17 protein-coding genes are annotated in these 19,150 nt (G+C 54.7%); 3 read left to right on the plus strand and 14 right to left on the minus strand.

Features of this window, described 5'->3' with window-relative positions; translation table 11 throughout:
* Positions 1 to 8: 8 nt before the first annotated feature.
* From B880_RS0103235 to B880_RS0103260, 6 genes are all read right to left on the minus strand, one after another.
* Positions 9 to 1,436, minus strand: a complete 1,428-nt coding sequence (locus tag B880_RS0103235) for a type II and III secretion system protein family protein (protein WP_017345933.1) — start codon at positions 1,434 to 1,436, stop codon at positions 9 to 11.
* Positions 1,437 to 1,501: 65 nt separating this feature from the next.
* Positions 1,502 to 2,404, minus strand: coding sequence for a Flp pilus assembly protein CpaB (gene cpaB / locus B880_RS0103240; RefSeq protein WP_026042393.1), 903 nt, complete (start codon positions 2,402 to 2,404; stop codon positions 1,502 to 1,504).
* A gap of 36 nt (positions 2,405 to 2,440) precedes the next feature.
* Complete coding sequence (locus tag B880_RS0103245; RefSeq protein ID WP_017345935.1) at positions 2,441 to 2,998, minus strand: A24 family peptidase; 558 nt, start codon at positions 2,996 to 2,998, stop codon at positions 2,441 to 2,443.
* A complete protein-coding gene (locus B880_RS0103250) occupies positions 2,998 to 3,210 on the minus strand; it encodes a Flp family type IVb pilin (protein ID WP_017345936.1) in 213 nt (70 codons plus the stop codon). The genes B880_RS0103245 and B880_RS0103250 overlap by 1 nt, the downstream gene beginning before the upstream one ends.
* A 241-nt stretch (positions 3,211 to 3,451) precedes the next feature.
* A complete protein-coding gene (locus B880_RS0103255; protein ID WP_017345937.1) occupies positions 3,452 to 4,891 on the minus strand; it encodes a sensor histidine kinase in 1,440 nt (479 codons plus the stop codon).
* Positions 4,892 to 4,894: 3 nt separating this feature from the next.
* Positions 4,895 to 5,578: a response regulator transcription factor gene (locus B880_RS0103260; RefSeq protein WP_017345938.1), complete on the minus strand. Its 684-nt coding sequence runs from the start codon at positions 5,576 to 5,578 to the stop codon at positions 4,895 to 4,897.
* Between the two features lie 522 nt (positions 5,579 to 6,100).
* Here B880_RS0103260 and B880_RS0103265 point away from each other — a divergent pair.
* Positions 6,101 to 7,126 carry a hemin-degrading factor gene (locus B880_RS0103265; RefSeq protein WP_017345939.1) on the plus strand — a complete coding sequence of 342 codons (1,026 nt, stop codon included), beginning with the start codon at positions 6,101 to 6,103 and terminating at the stop codon, positions 7,124 to 7,126.
* Here B880_RS0103265 and B880_RS0103270 read toward each other — a convergent pair.
* The 5 genes from B880_RS0103270 to B880_RS0103290 all read right to left on the minus strand — a co-directional run bounded on the left by B880_RS0103270 (position 7,113) and on the right by B880_RS0103290 (position 11,440).
* Positions 7,113 to 8,315 carry a pyridoxal phosphate-dependent aminotransferase gene (locus tag B880_RS0103270; protein ID WP_017345940.1) on the minus strand — a complete coding sequence of 401 codons (1,203 nt, stop codon included), beginning with the start codon at positions 8,313 to 8,315 and terminating at the stop codon, positions 7,113 to 7,115. The genes B880_RS0103265 and B880_RS0103270 overlap by 14 nt on opposite strands.
* A 13-nt stretch (positions 8,316 to 8,328) precedes the next feature.
* Complete coding sequence (locus B880_RS0103275) at positions 8,329 to 9,054, minus strand: amino acid ABC transporter ATP-binding protein (RefSeq protein ID WP_017345941.1); 726 nt, start codon at positions 9,052 to 9,054, stop codon at positions 8,329 to 8,331.
* Between the two features lie 9 nt (positions 9,055 to 9,063).
* Positions 9,064 to 9,765, minus strand: a complete 702-nt coding sequence (locus B880_RS0103280) for an amino acid ABC transporter permease (protein WP_017345942.1) — start codon at positions 9,763 to 9,765, stop codon at positions 9,064 to 9,066.
* A complete protein-coding gene (locus B880_RS0103285) occupies positions 9,762 to 10,460 on the minus strand; it encodes an amino acid ABC transporter permease (protein WP_017345943.1) in 699 nt (232 codons plus the stop codon). The genes B880_RS0103280 and B880_RS0103285 overlap by 4 nt, the downstream gene beginning before the upstream one ends.
* Before the next feature lie 107 nt (positions 10,461 to 10,567).
* Positions 10,568 to 11,440 carry a transporter substrate-binding domain-containing protein gene (locus tag B880_RS0103290; protein ID WP_017345944.1) on the minus strand — a complete coding sequence of 291 codons (873 nt, stop codon included), beginning with the start codon at positions 11,438 to 11,440 and terminating at the stop codon, positions 10,568 to 10,570.
* Between the two features lie 376 nt (positions 11,441 to 11,816).
* Here B880_RS0103290 and B880_RS24630 point away from each other — a divergent pair, with 376 nt between their 5' ends.
* Positions 11,817 to 13,064: a LysR family transcriptional regulator gene (locus B880_RS24630; protein WP_017345946.1), complete on the plus strand. Its 1,248-nt coding sequence runs from the start codon at positions 11,817 to 11,819 to the stop codon at positions 13,062 to 13,064.
* Between the two features lie 88 nt (positions 13,065 to 13,152).
* Positions 13,153 to 14,940: a tannase/feruloyl esterase family alpha/beta hydrolase gene (locus B880_RS0103305; RefSeq protein WP_017345947.1), complete on the plus strand. Its 1,788-nt coding sequence runs from the start codon at positions 13,153 to 13,155 to the stop codon at positions 14,938 to 14,940.
* 79 nt (positions 14,941 to 15,019) lie between these two features.
* Here the strand turns inward: B880_RS0103305 and B880_RS0103310 are convergent, their stop codons facing one another.
* The 3 genes from B880_RS0103310 to B880_RS0103320 all read right to left on the minus strand — a co-directional run bounded on the left by B880_RS0103310 (position 15,020) and on the right by B880_RS0103320 (position 19,140).
* The gene (locus tag B880_RS0103310) at positions 15,020 to 16,123 is read right to left on the minus strand and encodes an oxidoreductase (protein WP_017345948.1); all 1,104 of its coding nucleotides are present in this window, start codon (positions 16,121 to 16,123) and stop codon (positions 15,020 to 15,022) included.
* 20 nt (positions 16,124 to 16,143) lie between these two features.
* The gene (locus B880_RS0103315) at positions 16,144 to 17,628 is read right to left on the minus strand and encodes an MFS transporter (RefSeq protein WP_017345949.1); all 1,485 of its coding nucleotides are present in this window, start codon (positions 17,626 to 17,628) and stop codon (positions 16,144 to 16,146) included.
* Between the two features lie 195 nt (positions 17,629 to 17,823).
* A complete protein-coding gene (locus B880_RS0103320; RefSeq protein ID WP_017345950.1) occupies positions 17,824 to 19,140 on the minus strand; it encodes a D-serine ammonia-lyase in 1,317 nt (438 codons plus the stop codon).
* Between the last annotated feature and the right edge of the window lie 10 nt (positions 19,141 to 19,150).

The following is a 19,150-nucleotide window of genomic DNA, read 5'->3' on the forward strand; positions in this document are numbered from 1 at the left end:
TTGCCCTGTCAGTAGAGGTAGCCAGCGGCACCAAATTGCGGCGTGACCGCATCAACCATCTTCGCGCCTTTGCCTGGCGTCTGAAGCTCACCGGCATTGACCGGTTCAACCACATACGCGGTGGCAATGATCACCAGCTCGGTGTCTTCCTGACTGGTGGACTCTTTCTCAAAAGCACGACCTAGCAGGGGAATGCTGGAGAGCCCAGGCACACCAGAAACGGTCTGGCTGGCGGTACTGCGCAGCATGCCCGCCAGTGCAAAGCTCTGTCCGCTGGCCAGTTCGACCGTGGTATCCGCACGGCGTACGGTCAGGGCCGGAATGGTTGATCCACTGCTCAGGGTGACGGACCCCACATCGGTCAGTTCACTCACTTCTGGCGCAATGTGCAGGCTGATGCGGTTCGCGGAGAGCAGCGTTGGCGTCATACGCAAGATCACGCCGTAGGATTTGTAGTTGATGCTGACGTTGTTATCGGTGATCAGCACCACCGGCACCTCGCCCCCGGCCGCAAACGCGGCGGTCTGACCGGACATTGCCGTCAGGTTCGGTTCGGCCAGCACCGAGGCCATACCTTGTGAATTCATCGCGGAGAGCAGCGAACTCAGTGAGCCATCGCTGCCGCTGGTGTTGTACCCCAGAGACATCGCGCCGGAATCACGGCTGAAGGTGTTAGTGGAGGAGCTAAAGAAGCTGGTCAGCGCGCCGCTGCCGAAGCCCCAGGTATTGCCACCGCGATTCAGCGATGCATCCCAGTTAAAGCCCAGCTCATGGGTCAGCTTGCGGGAGACTTCCACCACGCGGACCCGAATGTTGATTTGTGAAGGGGTACGGATGCGCAGTTGATTGACCACGCTCGGTGAACTGCTGCTGGAGGCTGGCTGAGCATTGCCACCGGCACCGCCGCCGCCACTTGCACCACCGCCTTGCGCCGAGGACATCGACCCGCTGATCCACGCCTGCACGCTGTCGATGACGTTTTTTGCATCCTGCGGCGTATCGACGCTGCCGCGCACAATCACCCCATCCGGGATCGCCGCCTCAAGCTGAATCTCGGCAGACGGGAACTGGCGGCGCAGGCGCTCTTTCAACGCACCGAGATCGTGCTGTACCACCAGGCGGATCGCCGTCAGCACATTGCCGTTGCTGTCCATGGCGTACAGCGTGGTCGAACCCACGCCTTTACCGAAAATAAACACGTTGCCAGGGGAAGGCAGTTCAAAGCTGGCGATATCCGGGTCGGCAATTAACACGCTCTCCGGCTCGCCATCAATTTTCAGCATCCGGCCCTGGTGCAGGTTGAGGTCAATTTCACTGCTGGGGTTTACTTGTTCTACCGCCCTGGCGGGTAACGTCACGGCAATCAGCAACCACAGCAGCATTGAAAGCCCGTGTTTAACGGCCAGACGACGGCCGTCGTCAGAAATAAAACGCATCTTCATCTCACTAGAGTCAGGTGTTAAGGCCCGGTGTTGCCCGCCAGCGGCAGGCAATACGGCGGTTATCGGTTCGGGAATTGCTGAATATCGGTTTTGTCACCACGGAACAGCTTTACCTGCTGCCCGGTTTGGGTGAGTTGACGATAAATCTGCGTGGTGTCATTGAGGGTGGTGACCTGTGGCGGCGGTATTTCCGTCCCGCTGTCTGCCGTCAGGCTGCGCTGGGCGAGGTGTAGCATGCCCACTTCTTTCGCGACCGCCAGTGACTGCGCCTGTGCGGGCGTGACTTCCACCGTCACGGTACGATAAGGGCGACGACGCAGTGCGCTGTTGGCGTCAGTTTTGCTTTTCTCGCCCGGCTGAACGTCACTGGCGGGCGGATCGAAGGTTTCGTTATCCATCGCCAGTACGCGCAAATTGCGGGCAATTGTCTGGGCGGCCACCACGGGTGCAGCAGGCCCGGTGGTACTGCCCGTCACGCTGGATTGATCATCGCGGCGCAGGCTCAGAATGATATCAATGCGGTCGCCCGGTGCGACCAGTCCGGCATTGCTGGCGACGGCATCGGTCGGTACGGAGATCGCCAGCATCCCCGGCTGCAATACGGCAGAGATAAAGCCCGGGTCGCCGGGTTTTACCACTTCGTCACGGCTTAACGGCTGACCCGCCTGGACGTTATGGCGCAGCGTGGCGCCAGCCAGTTGGCTTTCACTGGCCTGACCGCGTACGTAGAAGAAACCGCTGGTCATGCTGTCATTCAACGTCTGCCAACGCAGCGCTGAACCCTCAATAAATTCCCCTGGAAGTAAATCGCGGTTAGCCACCAGCACTTCGGTTTTCTTGACCGGAGCCACTGCTTGCTGCACCACGGGAACCGGGGCGGAGAGCTGGCTGCGGACAATAATCGCCACCACGCCGGCGACAATAAGCGCCCCGGACAACAGCATTGTCGAGTTTATTTTCATTTTTATTTTCTGCCAGGCCAGTTTCTGTTTATTTCTTCAGAATAATGGCCAGATAAGGGTATAAGCCGCACCGAATGCAATGGCTATACCGTACGGAATTCCCTGCGATAAATCAGACGATAATACGGGCGGCGTTGCAATTTGCGTACGCAGCTGATGATTTATTCGGTTAATTAACAGGGCCACGGCAGCGGGAATGCTGTTTAATAACGGCAGCGCCAACGCCAGCACGCCACCGGCAATGGCCGTCATCATAATAAAACTGAGCTGATGACCATAACCGACCCATAAACAGAGTACGCTCATTAATTTTACGTCGCCTGCCCCCAGCCTGCCGGTGAGAAACAGTAAAAATCCCAACAGGAAAACGATGCCCGTACCGGGCAACGCCTGAAGCAGCGCAACCGAGAGGTGCGGCGGTGCGGCAACCACACCGGCTGTCACCAACCCGCCGACCGCCAGCCAACCGAATAACAGTGCCAGCACCGCCCGATTGGGGATCTTCCTGAGCAGAAGATCGCTGACCACACACCAGGACAAACATAAAATTAACAATACGTTAGCTGCCCACTGAATGCACAGTGAGGCGGCCATTATTTCCCTGTGGTCGTGGTCGTACCCGTACCGCTGATCTGATTGGCGATCTCGGTGAACTTCTCATTCAGCGCCTTCACGAACACGCCGTTGTCACCAAAGATGGCACCAATGGCTGCTGCCATCGCCGCCGCTAAAATGCCATATTCAATCGCCGTTACGCCGCTTTCGTCACGCCAGAACGCCTGTAATTTTGCTGTAAGCTGATTCATATTCCGTTCTCTCTCAGTCGGGTTAGCAAGGTCATTACCGGCTATCAGACCGGATAATGGATAGGACAATAATGAGACTTATTATCAAGAACAGCAATACACCGAAGATTAAGATCCGTTAATTTTCACGTTTTTTTGCTGTTTTGAAAATCAATAACCGCGCGCAGATTACGGTTATATTTATGCTGCATAATCCGCAGGGTTAAAACAGCGTAATATATTCACCCTGTTTACCCTCTATTTAATTCCGGTTAAGACACAAATAAACAATTAATCCGGGTTGTGCCGAGGCAAATGCAATTTTTCCACCGTGCAGTTCTGCAATCGCTTTGACCAGCGATAATCCAAGACCATAGCCTTTTTGGGCATCCTGCTGGCCGAGACGCTCAAAACGCTCGGTGGCCGCGCCGTAAAGCGCAGGCGAAATCCCCGGCCCGGCATCTTTGACGCACAGTGACAGCCAGCCACGATAGAGTTGGATGCCCAAGCCAATGCGCCCCTGCCCTGCGGCATACTTCAGGGCATTTTCAATCAGATTCGCCATGGCCTGAAACACCAGCGCCCGATCGCCAAACAGTTGGATACCGGTGCTGAGTTCCACCACTAACCGGCACTGCTGGGCTTCGGCCAGTGGCTGATAATATTCCGCCAGATCGTGCAGGAGTTCCTGTACGGAAAATTGCGCGAACTGGTGCACGCAGCGGCCGCTTTCAATTTCACCAATGCGCAATACCGTGCGAAACAGGTTCAGCACCGACTGCACCTCACTGGAGGCTTTATCAATCTCCAGCCGGGCGCTGTCACTGAGATCGTCCCGTTCTGACAGGTTGTAGAGACGGTTTTGCAAATGGGTCAGTGGGGTGCGCAACTCATGGGCAACATGGCCTGCGGTACTGCGCACCTGATCCATCAGCCGGTCAATGCGCTCCAGATTTTGGTTGATGTCGCTACTTAGCCCGTCCAGATCGTTGCCCCACGGCGAGACGGGCATGCGCACGTGTTTTTCCCCGGTACTGTAGCGGCGCAGCGCATCACGGATTTGGCGCACGCTTTGCAGATTGCGCAGGCTGAAGTGACGGCTTACCAGCAAGAAGAACATCAGCAGGATAAATACCCCTGCCCCCGCCACCAGCGGAATGGTGCGGACCCGCTCCAGCATCGGCACCGCGTTATAGGCACGAAAGAAAATGCTGCCATCACGCAGGCGCACCGCAAGGCCAATGACATTGCTACCACTCTCCGCGCCCATGTTGCGTTTGAGGCAATCCACATTCATCTGGCAATGCACCGGCCCCGGCGCATACGGCATATTGTGATAAATCAGTTGTCCATCAGGCCCGATAAACAATGCTATCGGCAGCTCATCGCCTGGCTGGTGATATTCATTGCGCAGCTGATCCACCAGAGTACTGCTGTCTTTTAGCCGTGATTTAGCCGAATAGGTGTAGATATCGTTCATGATGATATCGTGCACGTGGCTGCGCAGCAGAGATTCGCTCAGCACACTAAAACCGATGATGCAGCCGAGCATCATCAGCATAAATAAGTAGACGATGGAGATCGCCTGACGGAAATTGCTGGTCGATAAGAAATCCGGATCGCGGCTGGCGCATACCGCCTGCCACTGCTGGACCTTGGTCTGTAGCCGACGCCACAGGCCGTTTGCCGCTGTTGCTGACACCGACTACCCCTTTTTGACGTCACCCAGGCAGTAACCTACCGAGCGCAGCGTTTTGATTAAGGGAAGGGAAAAACCTTTATCAATTTTGGCGCGCAGCTTAGAGAGATGCACATCAATCAGGTTGGTTTGCGGATCGAACTGATAGCCCCAGACGCGTTCCAGCAGCAGCGTACGGCTGATGATTTTGCCGGGATGTTCCATTAACAGCATCAGCACTTTGATCTCTTTGTCGGTGAGTTCAATGCGTTTGCCGCCACGCCAGGCCGAGCGCTGAATGCAGTCGACGGTTAAATCGGCAAAGGTCAGCACCTGGCTCTGCTTGTGCAGACGCTTATCCCGCCCGACAATAATTTCCAGCCGCAGGCAGAGTTCGCTCATGTTGAAGGGCTTACCGAGATAGTCTTCCGCCCCCAGTTCCAGCCCCATCACCCGATCCACATCGCGATCCAGCGCAGAGAGCAGCATCACCGGCGGATGCGGACGATCGTGCAGCGCACGCAGCACGCTGAACCCGTCCATACCGGGTAACATGCGGTCCAGCAGCACCACATCATAGACCTCTTGCTCTATCGCCTGTAAGGCTTCAGTTCCATCATGAATCAGACGAAAAGAGTGGCCATGAGAGTGTAATTTATCCCCTAGCCAGTGACACAAGGTGGAATCATCATCCACAACTAAAACACGCATATTCTGTCCTGAACAAAATGCATCCTTTGTACTGTTATTTGTAGAATGCAGGTTTCGCCAAATATTACTCAGTCACAGCTTCGGATATATCGGGAAGGTGAAAAGTGGCGAGAAACCAACCACTAAAGTCAAAAGATAATAACAATCATTATCATTTCTTTACAAGCGTTTTCGCAAACCAACCCTGAAAAGAGTGAAAAAATGTGATTAAGCAAACCCTTGCCACATGCGGCCTGTGGGGATTAACAGCCATTTTATGGCCGAGATATGTTAAAAAATCTTAATGCAGAAGCGGACCTGAGACGCCCGGTCATCCGGCGCTGATTCACTTAATCTAGCGGATTAACGGGGCATCAAACATTAAGTTTATTTTAGGTTTACGCAAATACCTTGTTTATTGCTCAGCACTCGAACCATACTTATTTTACGCAAGTGTTAATAATAACCATCACTATAAGCCCGTTTTTCGGGCCTGATTTCTGCTGTCTGGCAGAAATTGTTAAAATAGTTCGAGGCTCAGATATGTCATTAAATCTTTACCATCGTTACCTCCTTGAAAAACAGCAACAGACACACAGCTATGCGCGCGACCTGGCAACGATGTTGGGTGTGAGTGAGGCCGGGTTGACCGCCGCACGCGTTGGCCATGATGCGGTGCGTCTGGCCGATAATCCCAAAGCGATCCTCGCGGCACTGGCCGACGCCGGGGAGCTAAAAGCCATCACCCGCAATGCGCAGGCAGTCCATGAAGTGACGGGGGCGTATCTGGAGCAACAACTTGACGGACATGTCGGGCTGTTGCTCAATCCTGGCGGGGTGGATTTGCGGCTGTTCTTCAGCCAGTGGCACAGTGCCTTTGCCCTGTGTGAAGAGACGCCGCGCGGTCCGCGTCACAGCCTGCAATTTTTTAACCGCCACGGCGAAGCGGTACATAAAATCTATGCCACTGCACAGACCAATATGGCCGTCTGGCAACAGCTGCTGGCCGATTTTCAATCCTCGGAGACAGCCCCGCTGGCCCTCTCTCCTGCCACACCTACGCAGTATGCAAACGAAGTCGACACTGTCCGGCTGGAACAGGAGTGGCGCGCCATGACCGATGTACACCAGTTTTATCTGCTGCTGCATCGTCATCGCCTGTCACGTCAGCAGGCGTTTAATCACGTCAGCGATGAGCTGGCACAGCGTGTCGATAACCAGGCGCTTCCTCGCCTGCTGGAGCAGCTTCAGCAGCAGGCCAATCCGATCATGATTTTTGTGGCTAACAGCGGATGCGTGCAGATTTTTACTGGCCGGGTACAGGAAGTCAGCCCACTGCGCGGCTGGCTGAACATTTTCAACCCGAACTTTACCCTGCATCTCAAGGCTGAGGAGATCGCCGAGAGCTGGATCACCCGCAAGCCAACGGTGGATGGCATCGTGACCAGCCTGGAACTGTTTGCCGCCGACGGCACGCAGATAGCCCAGCTGTTCGGACAGCGCCAGGAAGGCGAACCGGAGCAGCCCATCTGGCGCGAACAGCTGTCGCAGTTAACTACGACAGGCTGACACAAAAACGTTGAATACGCGCACAGGCTTCGGCCAGTTCCGCCATGGATGCCGCGTAAGAGACCCGGAAATAGGGTGCCAGACCAAAGGCTTCACCGTGTACCACGGCCACACCTTCCGCGTGCAATAACGCATCGGTGAAGTCTTTGTCTTTGCGGATCATCTGGCCGTCCGGCGTTGATTTCCCGATCAACCCCTCACAGCAGCAGTAGACATAAAATGCCCCTTGCGGCACCAGACAACGTAATCCCGGCGCGGCATTCAACTGGTCTGCGACAAAGTTGCGCCGCGTTCGGAAGCTTTCACGCCAGTCATTGAGGAACGCCTGCTGGCCACTCAACGCGGCCACGGCGGCCCACTGTGCGATGGAGCATACGCCCGAAGTGGTTTGCCCCTGAAGTTTCAACATCGCATTGATCAATACCGCAGGCCCGGCACCATAGCCTACACGCCATCCCGTCATGGCATAGGACTTAGAGACACCATTAACCAGCAAGATCCGCGATTTCAGAGCAGCATCCACCTGCGGCAGTGTCACCGCGATACCGTCGTCATAAATCAGGTTGTCATAAATATCGTCGGTGATGATCCACACCTGCGGATGCCGATGAAGGACCGCCGTCAACGCCTGCAACTCGTCCTGGGTATACACCGCCCCAGTGGGATTCGAGGGTGAATTAAACATCAGCCATTTTGTCCGTGGCGTGATCGCCCGCTCAAGTACGGCGGCGGTCAGCTTAAACCCGTCACTTTCCTGGCCCTGCACCGTCACGGGCGTGCCACCGCACATGGCAACCATATCCGGGTAGGAGACCCAGTACGGCGCAGGAATGATCACTTCATCCCCTGGATTCAGTGAGGCCAGTAATGCATTCGCGATGACCTGTTTGGCACCGTTGGACACAATGATCTCATTCGACTCATAGTGCAGTTGATAGTCACGCAGCAGCCGGGTCTTAATCGCCTCTCGCAAAGCCGGGATCCCCGCTACCGGCGGGTATTTTGTCTGGCCTTGCTGCATTGCCACGATGGCCGCCTGCTTAATATGCTCAGGGGTATCAAAATCGGGTTCACCGGCACTCAGGGCGATCACATCTTTGCCCTGCTCTCTCAGTTCCCGCGCTAGCTGGCTGGCCGTATTGCTGGCGGAAGGGTGAATACGTTTAACAGCATCTGACAAAATATCCATGATGATCGGTTCCTTAATGGCGAATATCGGCGACGAATTTTTGCGCGCGGGGATGCTGTGGCATCGTGAAGAACTCTGCGGGCGTGGCGCGTTCAAGGATCTCGCCTTTATCCATAAAGATGACCCGGTCAGCCACCTCGCGGGCAAAGCCCATCTCGTGGGTTACGCAGACCATCGTCATCCCTTCACTGCCTAGCTGCTTCATCACGTTCAGAACCTCCCCAACCATTTCAGGATCGAGGGCGCTGGTGGGTTCATCGAACAACATCACCGGCGGTTTCATGGCGAGCGCTCGCGCAATGGCAACACGTTGCTGCTGGCCGCCAGAAAGCTGGTGCGGATAGGCATTGAGTTTGTGCGCAAGTCCCACCTTCTCCAGCAGCGCCGTTGAGATGTTATCGGCTTCCTGGCGCGCTAGCCCTTTGACACGACGCTGCGCCAGAGAAACGTTTTGCAGCACATTCAGGTTGGCGAACAGGTTAAACTGCTGGAACACGAAGCCGATGTTGCTCCGGTACTGATTGATGTCAGTCTGCGCATGGCGGCTGTCCTGGCCATCAACCAGAATTCGCCCTCCCTGGATCTCTTCCAGGCGATTAATCGTGCGGATAAGTGTTGATTTGCCCGATCCCGAAGGACCGCAAACCACCACAACCTCCCCTTTTTCGATATGCTCATTCACATCATTAAGGACTTTATTTGGGCCATACCACTTCTGAACACTTTCCAGCGTCAACATATGCAGCTCCTAGATCTTGATTTGTCGCTTACGGTGCAGGGCGGACTCAAGCATCCCCACCAGCCGGGTGAGCGAGAAACAGACGACAAAGTAGATGATGGCCAGCAGGCCAAACACTTGCAGCGGGCGAGTTAATTCAATGGTATTGATCTGATACATGGAGAAGGTTAATTCCGCTACACCGATAACATAGCCAAGCGAAGTATTTTTAATGAGGTTAATAAACTGATTGAGAATACTGGGCAGCATCGTAAAAATAGCCTGCGGCAGAATAATTTCCATCAGGGTACGGGGATAGCTTAGCCCCAACGTACGTGCTGCTTCCACCTGCCCTTTTGAGACTGATAATATGCCAGCGCGGATCACTTCACCGAGAAAGGCCATTTCATAAATCACCAGTGCCACAATCAGGGTTTTGGTTCCTGAAATGGCGTGACCAGAAATAAGCGGCACGGCGAAGTAGGACCAAAAGACCAGCATAAGTACCGGTAGCCCACGAATAATCGCAGAAAACAGGGATGCTGGGATAAAAAATATCTTCCATTTGCTGGTCCGTGCAATACCGATGAGAACCGATAATGGAAATGCCAGCACCAGCCCTACTGCCGCAATAAATAAGGTTAACAGCAAGCCTCCTATGGGGCCATCTGGATAACTGCCGACTAAGATCAGATCACGGTAGGTGATAAAAAGGGTATATATTTCACTCATCGCACACCTCCGCGACGTGAATTTATATGCTCATACGTCATACCCAGCCCGACAATAACCGCCGACCCTATTAAGTAGATCACCGACACGATGGCGTAAGACTCAAAAGTTCTGAACGTCTCGTTATCAATCTCTTTCGCGGCATAGGTCAGCTCCGTCACACTGATGGCCATCGCCAGACTGGTAGACTTAAACAGTGCCAGTGCCTGGCTGATCAGAGGCGGGATGGAAACGCGCACCGCCTGGGGTAAGATCACATCACGCATGGATTGCGTGAAGGTCAGGCCCATCGCACGGCACGCTTCCATCTGCCCGGCAGAGATCGCCCGCACACCACTGCGTAAGTCTTCTGACATAAATGCCGCCGCATTCAGCGTCAGCGCAATATAGGCAAAAAGAAATTCACTGCTGTGCTGGTTAATCCAGTCAGACATCAGCAGTGGCAAAGCCGAAGAGATGCCGAAATACCACAACAGTAACTGCACCAGTGCGGGCACATTACGATGGTACTCCACGTAAATAGCCACCACGGCTTGCAAGAAACGACTGTTGGATAACCGTAAGGCAGTCAATATAAGCGCCAGAATAAAGCCACTGATTAGACAGAAGCCAAATAACTTTACTGTGGTTTCCATCCCCCGGAGTAACCAGTCAAGATACTGGCCCTGCAGTAAGGTGAGAGGTTGAAATGTCATATATTTCGCAGGCTCCTTGTTAACGGCGTAGCAAAGCCACTTCTGTTATACAGACAGAATTAAACTGCGCGCTGGGTAAAGGTGACCACAGGCAGACATACCGTCTGCTAATTCATGCTTTTATCAACCACCTCAATAGAAACCAGTTTTTTCACGCGTGGCATTTTATATATGCTCTCTTCACCCAGCCATTTATTCCAGATAGCATCGGTTTCGCCATCTTTTTCCATATCTGCCAGTGCATTATTCACGGCTGCCAAAAATTGCGGCTCGCCCTTTTTGATCCCGAGCGCTTGTGGCTCCCAGTTTATTGGCTCATCGACAATCACAAACTTCCCTTTCCCGGCCTGTAAATAACGCTGCTCGGACGTTTGCGATCCTGCCAATCCACTGACTTTATTTTGTTGAAAAGCCATAAAGGCAGAAGGCATATCCTGGAAGGTGCTGATCGTGATATTCGGATATTTTTTTCTCAGCCAGTATTCTGCGGTTGATCCGGATGTCATGCCGATGCGCTTGCCCGCTAAGTCGTCCATTTTACTGTGTGCGCTGGTGGCTAAGGTCAGCACAGTAATCGGGTTTTGAAAATGGGATGAGGTGAAGTCGATCTGTTTGGCGCGATCGTGGGTATAACCCAGTGCAGCCGAAAGAATATTCACCCGGCCCACCTGTAACTCGGGAATTCGAGCGTCAACCGTCAGGGTTTTTTGTTCCATTTTCACCCCGAGGTGTTTGGCCACCGCCGCACAGATATCCACATCAAAACCCACCACTTTTCGCGTCTTTGGATCGGTGAACCCCATGGGATCACTGGTCGCCAGCGTGCCGCAGACCAGGCTTCCCTTTGCTTTCACATCCTGCAATTCATTGGCTTGTGCTTGCCCAATGCCCGCCAACGCCATAAACAGAACCGAAGCTTTAATGAGCCGCTTAGCCGGGTGGGGTATGACCTTTTTTGCTGCAAATTGACGTCCTGGCATAGTGATTCCTCAATAGTGATATCAGCATGACGAATGATTACAGTGACTTGTCGGTTATAGCGCCTGAAGGCTGAATGTCTTAATGCACCAACGATGCCAGTTTTTAGAAATACCGTGCAGAAGCCTATTTAACACGATGAAAATAAAGCTTTATTTTATTTGCCCCACCACACTACATCGCAAATTAACCGTGATAAGTTTTTTGCACGAGGAGATTTAATAGTTTAAAAAACATGCACTTAAAATGGGAGACTTGCCCCATTTTGGGGATATAAAACAGGCTGAGAAGCGAGAGTAAGACCACAGCGTGGACCGATATTTGCATTGTTTTTTCCGTTGATTGAACAACGCCAGTCACGACATGGAGACCCCGCGTATGCATAAAGCCGCTTTTCCCAATGTGCGCCACATTCAACTGGCACTGATCATTATTGCCGGAGAAAGTCTGCGCAGCGCTGCACGGACCTGCAACATGACGCAACCTGCCGCCTCACTGGCCATTAATACCCTGGAGGAGATGTTTGGCGTGATGCTGTTCGAACGTTCGCCGCGCGGCTTGCAGCCCACACCCTACGCCGAAGCCGTCCAGATCCGGGGCAATCGGGCTTTGCTCCTGCTTATGCAAGCCATGACCACCGCCTACGGAAAAGAGAGTAGTGAAGCTTTTCTCACCCACAAACTGGCAGGCCTTACCACGTCCCAATTATTAGCGATGGCTGCCCTGCGAGGCGCGCGCAACTTTACCGCCGCCGCATCAGAACTGGGCATGAAGCCCCCGTCGTTACGCAGGACACTGCTTGCTCTCGAAGGCTGGTTAGGTTTTACGCTGGTGATGCATGATGAGATTCCCCTCAGGCTGACAGAAAAGGGCAAAAAGGTCGGTCAGCTCGTGGCGCTGGCAGTGTCTGAACTGCGCGCGATTAAAACAGAAATCGACCAAATGGACAGCAAGAGTGAGGGCAGTGTCATCATTGGCAGCGTCTGGGCCGCTGCCGCACAGCTCCTGCCCGAGGTGATCTTAACGCTCAACAAGCATCATCCTCAGGGTAAATTCAGTGTGATCCGTGAAAGTTACGATGTAATGCTGGATGCGCTAGAAGCCGCCAGGATCGACTATGTCTGTTCGGTGCTTCGCCCGGCGAAACTCTCATCCGGTTTAACCGCAGAGGTGCTGGTTCATACCCAACTTCGCGCCTTGTGTGCTGCCAACCATCCGCTGGTGGGTAAACAGGTACAGCTCGCCGATCTGGTGCGTTATCCCTGGGTGGGGCCGCCTAAAGAGACCGCCGCGGCCTCCTCCTTCAGAGCGTTATTTGCCGGGGAAAATATCACCCCGCCGGACTTTACCATTGAAACCTATTCGACCGAGTGGACACATGAACTGGTGATGGGCAGCGATTATTTGCTGCTTTGCCGCACCACGGCGAACAGTCAACACTTTCCTCCCGCCGGGATGGTCTATCTACAAGGCCTGACTTTTGGTGAGTCTCAATCCCTCTGGCTGATTCAGCGTAAAGATTTTCGCCCAACCCCTTTTCAATCGCTGTTTTACCAAACATTAAAAACACTCTGCGCCGAGGCTACACGGTTAAGTAAATTCAGCCCTCTAACGGCATCTCGTTGATCTTTTTTCATTTCCTTAACGCGATCTTCAAAATGTCACGATTGCCTCCACCCTATACTTTTATTTCGTATCTCTGGAGACAAAAAATATGCTGTTAATTACGCTGCGGAAATGGCGTGCTCAGGCTCTGATGATGGTGTCATTAATCGGATTGGGTATCACATTGCCCACACAGGCCGCCCAGAACCTGCCGAAGGTTCAACCGGTCATGTCCTGTGCCGCTATCAGTACGCTGGATTTTAGCCATGACAATATCGATGCTGACGTCAAAATCACCGCTACCGGCGAACTGAAAACCCCGCAAGGAACGTTTTGTAAAGTCAGCGCCACGCTGTCCCCCAGTATCGGGGTTGAAGTGGCCCTGCCCCAAACCAACTGGGCACAACGTCTGTTGCAGGTGGGCTGCGGCGGGTTGTGCGGCAAAATAAATCTGAGCCTCTCTAATGCCAGCGGTTGTGTACCTGCCATGAACGGGGAATTTGCCGTTGCCACCACCGATATGGGCCATTCCGGCAGTATGATGGATGCGTCCTGGGCGGAAGATCCCCAACGGCGCATCGATTTCGCCTATCGCGCCAACCACGTCACGACGGAATTCGCAAAAGCGTTGATCAAAGCCTATTACGGCCAACAGCAGAAATTCGCTTATTTTATGGGATGTTCCGATGGCGGACGTGAAGCGCTGGTGGAAGCACAGCGCTACCCGCATGACTTCAACGGCATCTCTGCCGGTGCGCCCGCCGCGTGGTTCACGACGCAAAACTCGTTTTATCACGGCTGGGATGTCACCGCTAACCAGCGCGCGGATGGCTCCTACATCTTGCTGCAAAGCCGTCTGCCGTTGATCCACCAGGCTGCGTTAGCCCATTGTCCTACCCTGTCCGGGGTTAATGATGGCCTGTTGGCGAATCCGTTTGCCTGTCACTTCTCACGCAGTTGGATCCCGCAATGCAAAGCCGGACAAGCGGATAAAAGCCACTGCTTAACCGCAGAAGAACTGGATGTGGTAGAAAAACTCTATACCGGTGCTCGTGACAGTCAGGGCCATCAGTTTGTCCCTGCCGGACTGCCTGTGGGGTCTGAATTACGCTGGCCTGCCCCGGCAACCTCTGATGGCACCTCCATGGCTGTTCAGATGGCACTGCCTGCCCTGCAATCGGTGCTGCTGCCGGGCGGCAAACAACCCATCACCAAAGTCTCTGATTTTGCCTTTAACCGTGCCAACTTCGACAGAATTGCTGAGCTTGCTCCGCTGTATAACGCCACCAATACCAACCTGAATGCGTATAAGGCTACCGGCGGTAAACTCATCCTGTGGCACGGTTTGGCTGACGACTCCATCACCCCGGCCAGTACCGTGGCGTACTTCCGCGCGGTGCAACAGTTTATGGGGGCAAAACAGGTGGATGCCTTTGCGCGCCTGTTCCTGCTGCCGGGCGTCGGGCACTGTGGCAATGGTGAAGGACCGGATCAGATTGATTTGCTCAGCGCGCTGATGAGCTGGACTGAAGACGGTGCGGCACCGAAAGTGCTGTTTGCCGGTAAGCGAGTCGCGGCGGATGCCCCACCTGCCCCTGCGCCAGCTAATCAAACCAGCGGGTCCAAGGATGCGGCGGCCGCATTCCATGGCGTTGCCAAACCGAGCATTCCGGTTGCCGCACAGCCTGAAAAGGTCACGATGACGCGCCCGGTCTATCCCTTCCCGTATATTGCGCATTACAACGGTAAAGGCGACGTCAACGATGCAGCCAGTTACCATGCCGTAAAATCAACGGCCTATGACAATATCAAGTTGAGTCAGCCGGTGAGTGAGATGCTTAAACCGGATAACCAGCGTTGGTATCACGTGGTGAATGGCAAGCTGCAAAGCGAGTGATCAACGTGAAGTAAGGCGATAACCAGGATGAGATGCCGACTGAATGACTTTCAGCCGGCATTTTTTTAGTGAAAGGCGATTACGCCTGATGGCCTGCGGCCTGTTCGATGGTTTCCATCGCGCGGAACAGCACCTCGGGAGTGACCTCCATCGGCATCAGGTGAATGGTCTCTTTGGCACGCAGGGTATGCGCAATCATCGCGTCAATCTGCCCACGGTTGGCGATATCGATGTTCAGATCGCGCAGGCTGGTCGGCAATTGCAGCTCACGGTAGAAACGCAGCAGCAGCTCAAACTCCGCCTGGTCCTTCTGCAACGCCACCTGCACCAGAATGCCGTAAGCCACTTTAATCCCGTGCAGAATCTCATGGGTCTGCGGCAACACGGTCATGCCGTTGTGTACCGAGTGCGCCGCCGCCACACGCGTGAAGCGCTCACCCAGGCCACCAATCAAGCCACCCCCGGCAATGATCGCATCCACGACGGCAATGAATTTCGCCGTTAATACGCCCTGACGCTGTTCCGCCAGCACATCGGCACTGTCGCTCAGCAACAGATCTTTCAGACCCTGGGCGATATTAAGGGCGGTGCGCGCCAGGTAAGGCACAACTGGCGAATCCGGGTTGCCCACTAACACGCTGGCCTCGTACCACTTTGCCAGCGTATCGGCGATCCCGGCTAACAAATAGGGTGCGGGCGCTTGCAGAATGATTTCGGGTTCGACCAACACCAGATGGTTAGCCTGTTTGAAGATCTCATAGCCGATATTCTCGCCTTCGGGGTTATACCAGACCGAGAGCGGGGTCCATGCCGCGCAGGTGGCTGCAATGGTCGGGATCAGCACCACCGGCAGTTGCATCCGTGCTGCCAGCGCCTTGGCGCTGTCCATAACCGTGCCACCGCCAAGGCCGATAATCACTTTGCACTGTGGACCGGCTTGCTCCGCAAACCGGGCAATCATCGGTTCATTACAGTGTTCGCGAATACAGCCTTTGCCTGCGCTCTCGGCGTGAAACACCGCAGGAAGATGCGCCTGCGCAGCCTCAAGGGCGCGCTCACCGTACACCCACATCGCCTGTTGCAGATCGGACTCGCTGTAGAAGTTTGTCAGCTCACGGATTGCGCCTGGGAAGCAGTAGTAATTGGCCGGGCCGGGTACAACTTGTATTTCAGTAAAAGACATTTTTCGTTCCTGGTCTCAAATTAGCGCTGTGGCTGCTGGCGGTAATCTTCAGCATCAATGTCGTAGTTGGCGGGTTCCCAACCGAGGGTAAACAGCACCAGCAGACCCAGAACCGGGGCCAGCGCGATCACCCAGAAGAGATTGGTATCCAGCGTTGCGGTCAGGATCGGGAACAGGAACAGTGAAATGGTGGTGGCAAAGCGCGTCACCATCTGGTTCAGCCCGACACCCACGCCGCGAATTGAGGCGGGATAGCTAAGGGTGGCGTAAACCATGGTATGTGCTCCCGGACCAAAGCCTTGCCCCAACAGGAACAGCGCCAGGAAACCACAGCACAGCGCCGCGTGCAGTTCGTCTGCCGGTCGGCCTGTGACCGCCAGACCGACCAAGGCCACCAGCTGACAGGCGTAGCCAGCCACAGTCATCGCCCGCGCGCCGAAGCGCGGAACCAGGCGCACCGCCAGCAATCCGCCGGTAAAAGCAAATAACAGATTCAACGCCAGAGAGACCAGAATCGTGGTCAGCAAGGATTGTTCGAACAGCGTGGAAATGATGATCGGCAGTCCAAATGCGATGGCCGCATAGGCAAACGGCGAGACAAACGACATCACGCTGCTCAGCACGGTACGGCGCAGGTAGTGACCGCGCAGCAATAACCCGTAGTTCTTCCAGCTGGCTTTATGGGTAGCGCTTTTGGGCGCGCTCGCCACTTCCGCCTGCGGTGCGGCCTGAGCCGAAATATTGTAGGAGTCGCGCAGGATCTGCGCCGCCTGTTCCAGATTGCCCTGGTTAGCGGCCCACACCGGGGACTCGGTCATGTAACGTTTACGAATTGTCAGGATCACCAGTGCCGGAACGGCACCAAAGCCGACAATGTAGCGCCAGAGTGAGGCGGTCTGGCTCTCTGGCAGCCAGTAAAAGAAGGCCAGAACCAGCACATAAGAGATCGAGATAGCGGCGTACCAGGTCGGGCACCACATCGCAATGCTGGAAGCTTTATTCCCCCGCCCTTTCAACTTAGAGAACTCTGCGAGGAAGGCCATGGCCACCGGCAGATCGATACCAATGCCCAGCCCCATAATGAAGCGGCTAATGCCCAGCACTTCGGCATTCGGTGCAAGCGCCCCTAAAATGGCGGCAAAAACGAAGAAAAACATGTCTGCCATAAAGACGCGGTAGCGGCCAATTTTGTCGGTCAGATAGCCGCCAAACAGCGCACCCACAATGGCACCCATAGTGATGGCAGACACCACCAGGCCAATACCCTGTGGCCCGAGGCCAAATTCCCGCGTGATGTCTTTAACGCCAAACGCCAGTGCGCCTAAATCATAGGCGTCGAGGAAGATCCCGCCCAAGGCAATCGCAACGATAATTCGTGCATTGCTTCGACCGTGGGTGGAGTTGTTGACCAGCTGACTGACGTCAGCGGCATTGCGGATGGTATGAACCGTCGAAGACGATGCTGTTCCCTGCCCTGATACATTATCTAAAGTAAGTTGTGTCATGTTTGCGTGTCGTACTTATTGCCATATGGCTATTTGGATGTCCAGACAGCCAGATTTCCACACGTCCTCGTCACGCGCAACCTTTTTAGCGAAAACAGTCAGAAAATGCCTGAAAAAAAACCGGCAGGAAACAAAAACATAACAATAAAGCGGAGAATGTGCGCAACAGACGCTGCCATCACGCACAGGGAGGGATTAACGCTGAGGATTGAGATACTGTGCCATCTCTGCGGCAGGCACCATGCCACCGCCCGTTGCCCAGATCAGATGGGTCGCGCCTGGCAGACAGGCCTGACCCTGAATCACGCGTGCAAAGCCCGGTGCGCCAGCCAGCGCTGACGGTTCCAGCTGCAGCTGCTCGCTGCTGTCCAGCATGCGCAGCAGGGCAAAAAGTTCACTGTCGTTCACCGTGTAGATCCCTTCGATCATGCGCTGCATTGCGCGTCCAACAAACCCGGAAGGTCTGCCGACCGCCAAACCGTCCGCCGCAGTTTTGTTGCTCAGCCCGAAATCCTGGACCGCCAGATCTTCATGCAGCCCGGTATACATCCCCATCAGCATACAGGGTGAGGCCACGGGTTCGGCGAAATAGCAGTGAACATGATCGCCAAAGGCCAGTTTCAGTCCAAAGGCGATACCCCCTGGCCCACCGCCAACGCCGCAAGGCAGATAAACGTAGAGTGGATGTTCGGCATCCACGCGGACATTTTGCTGCTGGAACTGGGCTTTGATGCGTTCCCCTGCCACCGCATAGCCAAGAAACAGGGTGGTCGAGTTTTCATCATCCACAAAGTGGCAGCGCGGATCGGCCTCGGCTTGCCGCCGCCCCTCGGCCACGGCCTCGCCATAATCGCCCGCGTATTCGATCACCGTGACGCCATGAGCGCGCAGTTTATCTTTCTTCCACTGTCGCGCGTCCGAAGACATATGCACAGTGGTGTTGAACCCCAGACCGGCAGCCGCGATGCCGATCGACATCCCCAGGTTGCCGGTACTGCCTACCGCAATCTGGTGTTCGCTGAACAACTTCCGGCAATCGGCTTGGGCCAGGCGACGATAGTCATCCGCTTGCGTCAGCAGCCCCTGTTTGATCGCCAACTGCTCGGCATGGAACAACACTTCATAGATGCCTCCCCGCGCCTTCACCGATCCGGAAATCGGCAGGTGGCTGTCTTTCTTCAACAGCAGGCGTACCTCAGACGACACGTCATAGCGCTGGCGCAGTTGTTCTGCAAAGTTCGGCACGGCAACCAGTTCGGATTCGATAATCCCGCCGCTGGCGGCCACTTCCGGGAAAACCTCGGCGAGATAAGGGGCAAAACGCTGCAAACGTGCCGCCGCCTGACGAACATCTTCCGCCGTTAAGGCGATGTCCTGCATCGCCTCTGCCACAGGGACGATATTCGGGTTAAACCAGCTGACGTCTTCACCGGCCAGGATCGGCGTCAACAGGGGAAAACGTTGCTGCCATTCGGTAAGGCTTTGACCATAAACGGATGCGATCACGGGCATCTCTCCTGAT

This window comes from Pantoea sp. A4, from assembly GCF_000295955.2.
Taxonomy (GTDB): Bacteria; Pseudomonadota; Gammaproteobacteria; order Enterobacterales; family Enterobacteriaceae; genus Pantoea; species Pantoea multigeneris.